17 protein-coding genes are annotated in these 11283 nt (G+C 35.1%); all 17 read right to left on the bottom strand.

Going from position 1 to position 11283, the window contains the following annotated elements:
• Positions 1 to 225: 225 nt before the first annotated feature.
• The 17 genes from Q0X02_RS05885 to rplF all read right to left on the bottom strand — a co-directional run bounded on the left by Q0X02_RS05885 (position 226) and on the right by rplF (position 11281).
• A complete protein-coding gene (locus Q0X02_RS05885) occupies positions 226 to 1461 on the bottom strand; it encodes a peptidoglycan binding domain-containing protein (RefSeq protein WP_297812946.1) in 1236 nt (411 codons plus the stop codon).
• A gap of 127 nt (positions 1462 to 1588) precedes the next feature.
• Positions 1589 to 2185, bottom strand: coding sequence for a 30S ribosomal protein S4 (rpsD, locus tag Q0X02_RS05880; protein WP_297812943.1), 597 nt, complete (start codon positions 2183 to 2185; stop codon positions 1589 to 1591).
• 95 nt (positions 2186 to 2280) lie between these two features.
• The gene (locus tag Q0X02_RS05875; RefSeq protein WP_297812940.1) at positions 2281 to 4242 is read right to left on the bottom strand and encodes a cell wall-binding repeat-containing protein; all 1962 of its coding nucleotides are present in this window, start codon (positions 4240 to 4242) and stop codon (positions 2281 to 2283) included.
• 182 nt (positions 4243 to 4424) lie between these two features.
• Positions 4425 to 4820 carry a 50S ribosomal protein L17 gene (gene rplQ, locus Q0X02_RS05870; protein ID WP_297812937.1) on the bottom strand — a complete coding sequence of 132 codons (396 nt, stop codon included), beginning with the start codon at positions 4818 to 4820 and terminating at the stop codon, positions 4425 to 4427.
• Between the two features lie 13 nt (positions 4821 to 4833).
• Positions 4834 to 5787, bottom strand: coding sequence for a DNA-directed RNA polymerase subunit alpha (locus tag Q0X02_RS05865; RefSeq protein ID WP_297812934.1), 954 nt, complete (start codon positions 5785 to 5787; stop codon positions 4834 to 4836).
• 53 nt (positions 5788 to 5840) lie between these two features.
• Positions 5841 to 6248 (bottom strand): 30S ribosomal protein S11, encoded by a 408-nt coding sequence (gene rpsK / locus Q0X02_RS05860; protein ID WP_297812931.1) that lies wholly within the window; start codon positions 6246 to 6248, stop codon positions 5841 to 5843.
• A gap of 15 nt (positions 6249 to 6263) precedes the next feature.
• Positions 6264 to 6614: a 30S ribosomal protein S13 gene (rpsM, locus tag Q0X02_RS05855; protein WP_297812928.1), complete on the bottom strand. Its 351-nt coding sequence runs from the start codon at positions 6612 to 6614 to the stop codon at positions 6264 to 6266.
• A 12-nt stretch (positions 6615 to 6626) separates the two neighbouring features.
• Positions 6627 to 6740: a 50S ribosomal protein L36 gene (rpmJ, locus tag Q0X02_RS05850; protein WP_002836138.1), complete on the bottom strand. Its 114-nt coding sequence runs from the start codon at positions 6738 to 6740 to the stop codon at positions 6627 to 6629.
• A 14-nt stretch (positions 6741 to 6754) separates the two neighbouring features.
• On the bottom strand, positions 6755 to 6973 hold the full coding sequence (gene infA / locus Q0X02_RS05845; RefSeq protein ID WP_297812924.1) for a translation initiation factor IF-1: 219 nt from the start codon (positions 6971 to 6973) through the stop codon (positions 6755 to 6757).
• Positions 6963 to 7238 carry a KOW domain-containing RNA-binding protein gene (locus Q0X02_RS05840; protein WP_297812921.1) on the bottom strand — a complete coding sequence of 92 codons (276 nt, stop codon included), beginning with the start codon at positions 7236 to 7238 and terminating at the stop codon, positions 6963 to 6965. The genes infA and Q0X02_RS05840 overlap by 11 nt, the downstream gene beginning before the upstream one ends.
• Before the next feature lie 5 nt (positions 7239 to 7243).
• The gene (locus Q0X02_RS05835; protein WP_297812918.1) at positions 7244 to 7891 is read right to left on the bottom strand and encodes an adenylate kinase; all 648 of its coding nucleotides are present in this window, start codon (positions 7889 to 7891) and stop codon (positions 7244 to 7246) included.
• Between the two features lie 10 nt (positions 7892 to 7901).
• The gene (gene secY / locus Q0X02_RS05830) at positions 7902 to 9176 is read right to left on the bottom strand and encodes a preprotein translocase subunit SecY (RefSeq protein WP_297812915.1); all 1275 of its coding nucleotides are present in this window, start codon (positions 9174 to 9176) and stop codon (positions 7902 to 7904) included.
• Between the two features lies 1 nt (position 9177).
• Positions 9178 to 9627, bottom strand: coding sequence for a 50S ribosomal protein L15 (gene rplO, locus Q0X02_RS05825; protein WP_297812913.1), 450 nt, complete (start codon positions 9625 to 9627; stop codon positions 9178 to 9180).
• A 12-nt stretch (positions 9628 to 9639) separates the two neighbouring features.
• Positions 9640 to 9822 carry a 50S ribosomal protein L30 gene (rpmD, locus tag Q0X02_RS05820; RefSeq protein WP_297812911.1) on the bottom strand — a complete coding sequence of 61 codons (183 nt, stop codon included), beginning with the start codon at positions 9820 to 9822 and terminating at the stop codon, positions 9640 to 9642.
• A 15-nt stretch (positions 9823 to 9837) separates the two neighbouring features.
• Positions 9838 to 10344 (bottom strand): 30S ribosomal protein S5, encoded by a 507-nt coding sequence (rpsE, locus tag Q0X02_RS05815; protein WP_297812909.1) that lies wholly within the window; start codon positions 10342 to 10344, stop codon positions 9838 to 9840.
• 20 nt (positions 10345 to 10364) lie between these two features.
• Positions 10365 to 10727: a 50S ribosomal protein L18 gene (rplR, locus tag Q0X02_RS05810; RefSeq protein ID WP_297812907.1), complete on the bottom strand. Its 363-nt coding sequence runs from the start codon at positions 10725 to 10727 to the stop codon at positions 10365 to 10367.
• Positions 10728 to 10741: 14 nt separating this feature from the next.
• Complete coding sequence (gene rplF, locus Q0X02_RS05805; protein WP_297812905.1) at positions 10742 to 11281, bottom strand: 50S ribosomal protein L6; 540 nt, start codon at positions 11279 to 11281, stop codon at positions 10742 to 10744.
• Positions 11282 to 11283 lie beyond the last annotated feature (2 nt).

Here is an 11283-nt window from a genome sequence, read left to right as displayed (position 1 = left end):
CGAATTATTGTTTGGTTTGTACTTTTCTCTCAAAGTATTTACTTATTTTGTTTTTAAGGTTCTTTACTCACGAAATTTAGTGAGTTAACTATTATAGTATACTCGTTTATTTCTTTTTTGTCAAGTTTTTCTTTTATTTAAAATAAAACATTCACTTCACAACTGAGTGCTTATATATAATACCAATTTTACACTTTGTTGTCAAGTGAATTTTCATTTTTTGTTTTAGTAGACTATGACTGCTATGTCGGTTTTTGCGTCGAAGTAGATTGTTTCTAGTAGCGATGGGTTTACTATTATGTCTGAGTGTGTGTCGTCTGAGATTTTGAATCTGTAAAACTCTAGTTCGTAGTTGTTTGGGTGTTGTTTTGTTTTGGTGTCGATTTTGTATATTCCTTTCGGTATGTTGTTGGTTAGTTGTATCGGCACTGATTTTGCCAGTTTGTAGTTGTTGATGTAGTAGAGCATTTTGTTTTGTTTGTCTATTTCGATGTATTCGTCTTGGATGTCGTTTTTGAGTCGGGATTTGGCTGTTTTGGCGTAGATGGGTTCTATTGTTTGGTCTTTTCCTTCTTCCAGCGTTTCTTCGATGAGTTTGACTGTTTTGTCTTTGTCTATTTGCCATCCGTAGTCTATGGATGGTAGTGTTATTTTTTTGTTTTCGATGGTTGTTATTATGTGGTCTTTGTTGTAGGTGTCGGTCATTTTTTTGAGTTCGTCGACGTAGTTTTCTATTTCTTTTGTGTTGTATTTGAAGCCTTTTTTTTCATCGTAGTCTATCATATTTCTTACTTGTCTGTCTTTTAGTTTGTAGATTGTGTCGTTGAAGTCGAAGCTTATTTCGATGTCTTTTAGTTGGTTGAGTTTGTTTTTGGCTCTTATGAGTTCGACTGTGTTGGAGTAGATTTCGGGTTTTTTGTATTCTTCTTTGATTGTGATTTCTTTTTTCTGTTGTAGTAGTGCTTTTTTGATTGTTTGTTTTAGTTTGTCGATGTCTATTTCGTTTCCCTCTTCTTCGGGTATTATTGTGTAGTTGTCGTCGAGGTAGGCGATGTATGCATTGTACGATTTTTTGGCGTTTTTGTTCAAATTTGCTCTGTTGAGTAGTTGGTCGAGTTTGGCTTCGTCTATGGAGTAGTCGAAGTGTATGGTGTATTTTTTCGAGTCAAAAAACGACAGTGGCCATGATAGTGGGTTTTGTTCAAATTTGAAGTCTTCGGGGATTTTTAGGTTGAAATCGACTTGTTTTGTGTTTATTTTTAATATTGGGTCGTCTTTTTTATAAATTGTCAGTGTGTTGTCGGATGCGTTTCTGTCTACTATTTTTGATTTTTCAACGTAGCTCATATTGTAGCCGTTTACGTAGGTGTTTGGCAGTGCGTAAAACGTGAAAAACGCTGTTTGACTGAAGTATACCAGAAACAAAATCAGAACAATAAGTAGTGTGAGTCTTTTTTTCATATTATTTCCTTAGGTTTATTTTTATTTTATTGTACTTTTTAATTTGTTTTTTCGCAAGTTAAAGGTTCGTGTGTTTTCGATGAAAATTTGCAAATAAAAAAAGCAAGTATTTCTACTTGCCTTTTTATTATCTTGAGTACAACTCAACTATTAGTGAGTCTGTAATTTCTATTGGAATTTCTTGTCTTTCTGGAAGTCTTGTCAAAGTTACTTTGAAGTTTTCTTCCTTGTCAATGTAAGGTAATGATTGTGCAAAGTTTGTTTCGTAGTTTTCTTTGAACAATTCATTAGATCTTGATTTTTCTTTCAATTCGATTACAGAGCCTTCTTTTACTTGGAAAGATGGAATATCTACTTTTTTACCGTTAACTCTGATAAGTCCGTGAGATACCATTTGTCTTGCTTGTCTGATTGATGATGCAAATGAAGCTCTTAGCACTAGGTTGTCTAATCTAGTTTCCAATTGTCTTACCATTACATCCCCTGTAGTAAGTCCTTCTCTGTTGTTGAGGGCTTTTTCGAAGTATTTGTGCATTTGTTTTTCATTTACTCCGTAATATGCTCTCAATCTTTGTTTTTCAAGAAGTTGCATACCATATTCAGTTAATTTCTTGTCGTTTCTTCCAAGTCCTTTACCCATTCTTTTGTTAGCTTTTGGGTGACCGCATACGTTAAGACCTAATCTTCTAGATTGTTTAAATCTAGGTCCCATCATTCTTGCCATTAATATTCATCTCCATTAAAAAATTATTTGCCGCGATAATTTTTTAAGCCAACGATATTATATCATCAAGTTCGTCGTTTTTCAAGATTTTCGCACTATTTTTGTTGTAATTTTTCGATAAATTCGATGTATTGTTTGGCAAGCGTGTTGTCTTTATTGAGAACGGCACCTTTTTCTAGTACAGAATCGTCAATGACTACTTGGTTTTTTTCGTTATTTACAGATACTAATGTGGTTTCCTTGCCGTTTTTGTCGAGTTTTTTAAAGTAGTTGTCAAATATGCTTTTTAGTCTTGATTTTTTGACGATATCTTTGTTTTTCTTCATCAATTCATCTAGTTGTTCTTTTTCTTTTTTTGACAATTCTATCGTGATTTTCTTTCCGTCTTTTGTGTATGTGAATGTAGTGTTTGTTTTTTCGGATTCAACTTTCTTGGATAGTTGTTGTTGAATTTTCTTCGACACTGTATTTTGTCCACCTACTATAGTTAGTTCTGTTATTTTCGAGTTTTGTAGGTAGTCTTGTGCTTTTTGTGGCAATTTGTCTTTTTCAGTTAGGATTAGAGGTGTGTCGTTGAGTGCAGCTATTGGGTTGATCGCCAAGCTATCTGCAAACACTTCCCCACTTGCAAGATATACTTCGGTGCTGTCTTTGTAGAATTTTTCTGCTATTTTGAGAGATGTTTCGTATCTGTCTTTTCCAGAAATTCTGTCGATTACTTTCGGTAACTCTTTTTCTAATGCTCTCGATACGGAGTTTTCACCACCGACAATGTAGCATTTCTTGAAGTTCATCTTCTTCAATGCCTTCTTAGTGACTTCGTTGATTTTATTTTTTTGTACCAACACGATAGGGTATTGGTGTTTTGTAGCAAATGCACCTATTGCCAAGCTGTCTGCAAAATTGTCTCCGTTAGCTATTATGCAAGTGTCGGCGTCTTTGTATTCTCTGATGATTTCGGCGTTTGTTGCGTATCTATCAGAGCCTTTGAATGATTTTACTTTGCTTTTTTCAGGAATAAGTTTGTAGAACACATCGTCACTTATTGAATTTTTGCCACCAATTTTTATGAAGTGAGTAGCCTTCAATCTCTTTATCTCTGATTTTAGATTTTTGTCTGTTTTGTTCGAGTCAGTCAACAAAATCGGTGCTTTGTATGTGTTCGAAAGAATCGATGCACTTAGTGAATCTGGGAAGTTGTTTTGGTTAGCAAGTATCACATACTCCGACGATTTGAAGTAGTTTTCGGAGATTTGTATCGCTGTATCAACTCTGTTTTTGCCGCTTATTCTCGAAACGTCGAACAATTTTGATTGTGCTAATTTAAGCTTGTCAGCACCGAGTAGTTTGTTCGTGTTCGCATCTACATATACTTTTGTGTCGTTGTATTCAAATACGTGGCATACAACCAAGCCCTTCGTGTCAGTGAATTTGGTTGGCAATTTGTCGATATCAGTCACAGCAGTCTGTGATTTTAGCTTTGATTCGTCAAAATCCTTGATGCTTTTTAGCTTTTCGAGTGCAACTTTCTTAGCATCTTCAAGCTTTATTGCAGGTGCTTTTGTGACTTCAAAGTCTTCTATTTTGTTGAATGTTTTCAATTCGTTTGTTTTCTTGTCAAATGAGAGTGTTATTATGTTGTGCGGATTTTTCACGTTAAAAGAATTTTCCTTTTCAAAAACAATTTTAACTCCATTTTCGAGGATGTCTTGTCTGTCTACTTGTTTGTAGGCATCTGGTATGTGTCCTTCTTTTTTGAGGTGTTCGATGGTTTCTTTCAAATAGTCCTCGAATTTTTCGTCTGTTTTTCCTTTTAGAACTCCGCCTTTGGCATTCAATCCGTCTAGTGACAAAAGATTTCCGTCTTTGTCAAATGTAATCGTGACATTGTCTTGCAATTTGATTTCATCTTCCAAATTGTTCTTGTCCAATTTGGAGTCGATTTTGAGTCCAAAATCCGAAATCGTGTCGAGCTTCTTGGCTTCATTAGCGGCGAATGAATTTGTGCCGATTAGTAGGGAAGTAATTAATACTCCTGCCAAAATTTTTTTGTTCATAAATTCCTCCTAATTTTGTTATTTATGATAAATTAAAATTATCTTATATCTACAGAACATTTCAGAAACAACTGATTCACAACATTTTTTTATCTTATGTTTATTATATATTTTTTGTTTTTCTATTACAATGTTTTTGAACACAAAAAAATAACTAAGCAAATGCTTAGTTATTTGTTGTTTTATTTGTCAGCTTTAACTGTTTCTTTTTCTTCTGAGGATTCTTTCTTTGTGTAATCTACTAATTCAAGTATGCACATTTCAGATCCGTCACCTCTACGAGGTCCTAATTTTAATATTCTAGTGTATCCACCTTGTCTGTCAGCATAAACTGGTGCGATTTCTTCAAACAAAGTAAACACAACGTCTTTTTTGTAGATATATTTAAGAGCTTCTCTCTTAGCACTTAAATCACCTTTTTTACCAAGTGTAATCATCTTTTCAGCTTCTCTTCTAACTTCTTTAGCACGAGTAACTGTTGTTTGGATTTTACCATTTTCAAACAATGATTGAACTAGGTTTCTTAACATTGCTGTTCTATGATCGGTTCTTCTACCTAATTTTCTTAAGTTAGCCAATGTTTATCCTCCTTTATTCGTCTTTTATTTCTTCTTTAAATGCAAGGCCCATTTGTTGAAGTTTTTCTTCAACTTCGTCTAAGGATTTTTTACCAAAGTTCTTAATCTTCATCATATCTGCTTTTGAATGAGCGATTATGTCACCAACAGTATTGATGCTCGCTCTCTTCAAACAATTGAATGACCTCAATGAGAAGTCCAATTCTTCGATGTTAATGCCTTTTTGTGATTCTTTATCTTTCACATTTTCTTCGTCGTCACTGCTAGTATTACACTCGTAGTTAGGTAATTCACTGAATAATTCCAGGCAATTGATTAAGATATTGCTACCTTCACTTACGGCATCTTGTGGTCTAATAGTGCCATTAGTCCACACTTCTAATGTAAGCTTATCGTAATCAATTACTTGGCCAACTCTGGCATTATCCACTGTGAAATTAACCTTTTTCACAGGGCTAAACAGTGAGTCAACGGCGATATCTCCAATAATATCATCGTCAGATTTGTTGAAGTCAGATATTTTGTAGCCTTTTCCGTTAATGACTGTGATTTGCATTTCTAATGAAGCGTCTTCGTTAAGTGTTGCAATATAGTGATCAGGATTTTTAACTTCCAAATCAGTATCAACTAATATATCCTTAGCTGTTAGAACACATGGACCTTTAACGTCTACATTAAGAGATATTGGTTCTTCATTGTATTTTTTTACAGCGATGCCTTTTAAATTTAAAATTATTTCAGGTACGTCTTCTTTGACCCCTTTAATCGTAGACATTTCATGAGCTACACCTTGGATATTTATCTTTGATATAGCAGCGCCTGGTAATGATGATAATAAAACTCTTCTTAGAGAGTTTCCTAGAGTAGTTCCATATCCCCTTTCCAGTGGCATTATGACAAATTTAGCGTAATTATTTTGTTCATCTAATTCAACGATTTTTATTTTTGTATCTAATTGTTCAGTCATAAATACACTCCTTCGACAAGTTCCATCAGGAAATCCTGAATTAATCCTATATGTTATACTCTTCTCTTCTTTGGTGGTCTACAACCATTGTGAGGGATTGGAGTTACATCTTTTATCGAACTAACTTCAAGTCCAGAAGCTTGTAAACTTCTAATTGCTGATTCTCTTCCTGAACCTGGTCCTTTTACATATACTTCAACTGATTTTAAACCGTGTTCCATAGCTTTTTTTGCAGCTTCTTCTGCAGCTTGTTGTGCAGCGTATGGAGTTGATTTTCTTGAGCCTCTGAAACCTAATTGTCCAGCTGAAGCCCAGCTTAATACATTACCGTTAAGGTCAGTTAAACATACCATAGTGTTGTTAAATGTAGAAGAAATATGTGCTTGACCTTTTTCAACATTCTTTTTTACTCTTTTTTTACCACGAACGCTACGTTTCGTGCTTTTAGTTTTTAGTGCCAATTAATTTCCCCCTCTCTATGCTTGTTTTCTAGGACCCTTACGAGTTCTTGCGTTGTTCTTAGTATTTTGTCCTCTTACTGGAAGACCTTTTTTGTGTCTTGTTCCTCTGTAGCAGTTGATTTCTTTCAATCTTTTGATATTCATCGCTACATCACGACGCAAATCCCCTTCAGTAAGATAGTTGTCTAATTCATTTCTGATGTCAGTGATTTCTGATTCTGTCAAATCTTTTACTCTAGTGTCTGGGTTGATGCCCAATTTAGATAAGATTTTGTTTGATGATTGTCTACCTATTCCATAAATTGCAGTTAGTCCAATTTCTACACGTTTGTCATTTGGTAAGTCGACACCTTGAATTCTTGCCATTTATACCTCCTACTAACCTTGTCTTTGTTTGTGTTTAGGGTTATCGCAAATAACCATAACACGACCTTTTCTTTTTATAATCTTGCACTTTTCGCACATTTTTTTAACTGATGGTCTTACTTTCATTGCTTAACCTCCGTCTATTTCTTTCTCCATGTTATTCTTCCACGTTCCAAATCATAAGGCGATAGTTCAACTGTCACCTTATCTCCAGGAAGAATTCTTATATAATTCATTCTTAATTTGCCTGAAATATGAGCTGTGATTACATGGCCATTTTGAAGTTCTACCTTAAAAACCGTATTAGGAAGAGCATCAACTACTGTTCCCTCTAATTCAATAACTTCTTTATTGGACATTCTTTTCTCGATCCTCCTTTTTTAAATTGTTTAACATCATTCTAAGCTTTTTGTCTGTGAGATTTTCCAAGCTTAACTTTTTGTTTAACTTTTGAAGATGTTTAGTCTTCTTTTTCTTTGGCTTTTCGATTTTACGTTGTTTTCCATCTACTACCAATACATAAGAATCGTCAAGAATTTCCAAAACCATTTGTAGTTTGCCCATATCACGACCACAAGTACTCAAAACAACCTGTCCTGCTTCAAGTTTGTTGTATTGGCTCATTAATTCTAACCTTTTTTCAATTCTGTTACTAACTTGTCAGTGATTTCATCAATTGGAAGAGTACCATCAACTGTAAACACTAGATTTCTTTGTGTGTAGAAATCTACCAAAGGTTTTGTTTGTGAATCGTATACTCTGATTCTGTCGAGTACTGTCTCTTCCTTGTCATCTTCTCTTTGAATGACTGGAGTATGACAAGAATCACAGATTCCCTCTACCTTTGAAGGGTTGTTGTCGATGTGGTAACTTGCACCGCAGTTAGGACATACACGTCTTCCAGATAATCTTTTTACAAGAGAATCTTTGTCAACATCGATGTTCAATACACGATCAAGCTTCAATCCTCTATCGTTAAGCCCTTGTTCAAGTGCTTGTGCTTGAGGAATTGTTCTTGGGAAACCGTCAAGTAAGAATCCATTTTTGCAATCTTCTTTGTCGAGTCTGTCCCACACTATTTCTATCGTCAATTCGTCTGGTACAAGTTTGCCTTCTGCAAGTAAGCCTTCAACTTTTTGACCTAATTCTGTCTTTTCTTTGATATTTTTTCTGAAAATATCGCCAGTTGAAATGTGAGGAATGTTAAGTTCTTCGATGATACGCTTTGCTTGAGTTCCTTTACCTGCTCCCGGAGGTCCTAATAATATTAATCTCATTATAAACTCCTTATTTCAAAAATCCTTTATAGTGTTTCATAGTTAGCATACTTTCCATTTGTTTTACAGTATCTAATACTACACCTACTACGATGATGATTGAAGTACCACCGAATAGGATTTGTATTCCTATAGCTTTTGTGATTAGCATTGGAGCTGAAGCAACGAATGCCAATATAATTGCTCCTATAAATGTTACTCTGTCAGAAATTTTCTTTAGATACATACCTGTTGGTTTTCCAGGTCTAATACCCATAATAAATCCACCGTATTGTTGCAAGTTTTTAGCGTATTCTACAGTGTTAAACTGAATTGCTGAGTAGAAGAATGCGAATATTATAATCAATAACATATTTACTACTGAGAAGATTACTAGACCCGATGTTGTTTGTACTGTGAAAATGTGGGCTAGCCATCCCGGCATATCTTTGCCGAATAATAATGCTATTGTCTGTGGCAATTGTAATATTGCTGATGCAAAGATTACAGGCATTACACCTCCCATATTGACCTTGATTGGAATATGAGTTGATTGTCCACCATACATTTTTCTTCCTACTACTCTCTTAGCGTATTGTACAGGGATTCTTCTTTCACCTTGGTTTATCAAAACTACTACTATCAATATTATAATTGCTATTACAACAAATAATAATACTTTCCACCAAGAAATCGCACCTTGTCTGGATTGGAATATCATCGAGCCAATTTGTCTTGGCATATTCGATATGATTCCCAAGAAAATCAAGATTGAAATACCATTTCCGATACCTCTTTCTGTAATCATCTCACCTAACCATACAAGAAACATCGATCCTGCTACTAAACTTATTAGTATAACAAAACCTGTTAGAAAACTTCTGTCTACGATTGCTTTGTTAAATAAACCATTAACCGTAGCGTATCCTTGTATGAATGCTAAAAATATACTACAGATTTTAGTGTATTTTCCCATTCTCTTCTTGCCTTCTTCTCCTTCACGAGTTAGTTCTCCCAATCTAGGAAAAGCTACTGTTAAAAGTTGAAGAATGATTGAGGCGGTAATGTAAGGGTAAATCGACAAAGCGAATACGCTCATTTGTCTCAATGACCCACCACTTAGTAGATTCAATAAAGAAACTATACCGCCGTTTTGACCGTTCATTATTTGTTTAATGATGGCCTTATCCATAAAAGGAACCGGAATTGAATTACCTAATCTAAAAACTACAAGCATTAGTAGAGTAAAGCCGATTCTTTTACGAATGTCTAAAACCTTCCAAGAGTCTCTTAAGGTTTTAAGCATCTTAAATCACCTCTACCTTTCCTCCGGCTTTTGTAATTTTTTCTTCAGCTGATTTTGTAAATTTGTTAGCTTTAATAGTTAATTTCTTTGTCAATTCTCCATCGCCAAGAATCTTAACGCCGTCTTTTGCTTTAGATGGTTTGAAGAATCCACAGTCAGCTAGGATTTCTGGTGTTATTTCTACTCCATCTTCGAAGCAATTCAAATCTCTTACGTTGATTTCAGCGTATTGCTTAGCGAAGTGGTTTTTGAAGCCTCTCTTAGGAAGTCTTCTGAATAAAGGCATTTGACCCCCTTCAAATCCTGGTCTTACGCCTCCGCCTGATCTTGAGTTTTGTCCGTCTCTACCACGTCCAGCATTGTGTCCTAATCCTGAACCGTAACCTCTACCAACTCTTTTTCTCGCTTTAACTTCTCCACCTTTAGCAGGTCTTAAATTGTGTAGTTTCACTTATAACACCTCCTATTTAACTTCTTCTACGTTAACCATGAATGCAATGTGTCTAATCATTCCACGAATTGCATCATTGTCTTCTTTTTCTACTGTTTGTCCTATTTTATGAAGTCCAAGGGCTTCACAAGTTCTAATGTGTTTTTCAATTCTGCCGATTTTGCTCTTTTTAAGAGTTATCTTTAATTTACTCATACTTAAAAGCCCTCCTTATCTTAAAATTTCTTCTACGGACTTTCCTCTTAATTTAGCTACGCTTTCAGCTGTCTTAAGTGATTTAAGTCCTTCTACTGTTGCATTAACAATGTTTTGAGGGTTTGATGTTCCCAATGATTTAGAACGTACGTCTTTGATTCCAGCTAATTCACATACCGCACGAACAGGACCACCGGCGATAACTCCAGTACCTTCTCCAGCTGGTTTTAACAATACTCTACCAGCTCCGAAAATTCCTGTCACTTGGTGAGGAATAGTTGTGTTTACGATAGGAACACAGAAGACGTGTTTTTTGGCATCTTGGCTAGCCTTTCTGATAGCTTCTGGTACTTCTTGTGCTTTACCAATACCAACGCCAACGTGTCCGTTTTTGTCTCCAACAACTACAAGGGCTGCGAATCTAAAGTTTCTACCACCCTTAACAACCTTAGCTACACGGTTAATATTTACAACTCTTTCTTCTAATTCTAAACCTTCTACTTCTTTATTTAAAAGTTCCAATACTAAATACCTCCCTTGCACTAAAATTTAAGTCCGGCGCTTCTAGCACCTTCAGCTAATTCTTTGACTTTTCCGTGATATAAATATCCTGATCTGTCAAATACGCATTGTTCGATGCCTTTATCGATAGCTTTCTTACCGATTAATTCACCAACAAGTTTAGCAGCTTCTTTGTTAGATTTTGATTCACCGTTGAAATCTTTGTCTAATGTTGAAGCAGATACCAATGTGTTGTGGTTAACATCGTCAATTAATTGTGCATAGATGTTAGTATTAGACTTGAATACGCATAGTCTTGGTTTTTCAGAAGTACCAGCAAGGTTTTTACGAATACGTAAATGTCTTTTAACTCTATTTGCATTTTTATCAATTTTCTTAAACATACCTTACTCCTTTCCTACTTACCTGTTTTACCGACTTTACGTCTAATATGTTCATCTTCATATCTGATACCTTTACCTTTGTATGGTTCAGGTCCTCTTAGGTCTCTGATTTTTGCTGCGTAGTTACCAACTAATTGTTTGTCGATTCCACTGATAACAAGTGTGTGTTGTTCAGGAACTTCAACAGAGATTCCTTGTGGGTCTTCTTTTTCAATTGTGTGAGAATATCCCAAGTTCAACACCAATTTTTTGCCTTGTTTAGCTGCTCTGTAACCAGTACCTTCTATAATTAAAGTTTTCTTGTATCCTTCAGTAACACCAACAATCATGTTGTAAACAAGTGTTCTTGTCAAACCATGAAGTGCTTTGTGTCTTTTGATTTCTGAAGGTCTTGAAACTGTGATTGTATTATCTTCTATTTTGATAATCATTTCCTTAGGCATTTGTTCAACTAATTCACCTTTTGGTCCTTTTACAGTACACAAATTGTCTTCAGTTATTTTTACATCAACGCCATTAGGAATTTCAATTGGTTTTAATCCAATTCTTGACATGG

Source organism: uncultured Finegoldia sp. (assembly GCF_947252345.1).
Lineage (GTDB): Bacteria > Bacillota > Clostridia > Tissierellales > Peptoniphilaceae > Finegoldia.
This window is presented reverse-complemented; position numbering and strand designations above follow the sequence as displayed.

Excerpts from the sequence above, each read along its gene's own strand:
- Q0X02_RS05885 (WP_297812946.1), bottom strand. The coding sequence starts at position 1,461 with ATGAAAAAAAGACTCACACTACTTATTGTTCTGATTTTGTTTCTGGTA.
- rpsD (WP_297812943.1), bottom strand. The coding sequence starts at position 2,185 with ATGGCAAGAATGATGGGACCTAGATTTAAACAATCTAGAAGATTAGGT.
- Q0X02_RS05875 (WP_297812940.1), bottom strand. The coding sequence starts at position 4,242 with ATGAACAAAAAAATTTTGGCAGGAGTATTAATTACTTCCCTACTAATC.
- Q0X02_RS05865 (WP_297812934.1), bottom strand. The coding sequence starts at position 5,787 with ATGACTGAACAATTAGATACAAAAATAAAAATCGTTGAATTAGATGAA.
- rpsM (WP_297812928.1), bottom strand. The coding sequence starts at position 6,614 with ATGGCAAGAATTCAAGGTGTCGACTTACCAAATGACAAACGTGTAGAA.
- rpmJ (WP_002836138.1), bottom strand. The coding sequence starts at position 6,740 with ATGAAAGTAAGACCATCAGTTAAAAAAATGTGCGAAAAGTGCAAGATT.
- infA (WP_297812924.1), bottom strand. The coding sequence starts at position 6,973 with ATGTCCAATAAAGAAGTTATTGAATTAGAGGGAACAGTAGTTGATGCT.
- Q0X02_RS05840 (WP_297812921.1), bottom strand. The coding sequence starts at position 7,238 with ATGAGCCAATACAACAAACTTGAAGCAGGACAGGTTGTTTTGAGTACT.
- Q0X02_RS05835 (WP_297812918.1), bottom strand. The coding sequence starts at position 7,891 with ATGAGATTAATATTATTAGGACCTCCGGGAGCAGGTAAAGGAACTCAA.
- secY (WP_297812915.1), bottom strand. The coding sequence starts at position 9,176 with ATGCTTAAAACCTTAAGAGACTCTTGGAAGGTTTTAGACATTCGTAAA.
- rpmD (WP_297812911.1), bottom strand. The coding sequence starts at position 9,822 with ATGAGTAAATTAAAGATAACTCTTAAAAAGAGCAAAATCGGCAGAATT.
- rplR (WP_297812907.1), bottom strand. The coding sequence starts at position 10,727 with ATGTTTAAGAAAATTGATAAAAATGCAAATAGAGTTAAAAGACATTTA.
- rplF (WP_297812905.1), bottom strand. The coding sequence starts at position 11,281 with ATGTCAAGAATTGGATTAAAACCAATTGAAATTCCTAATGGCGTTGAT.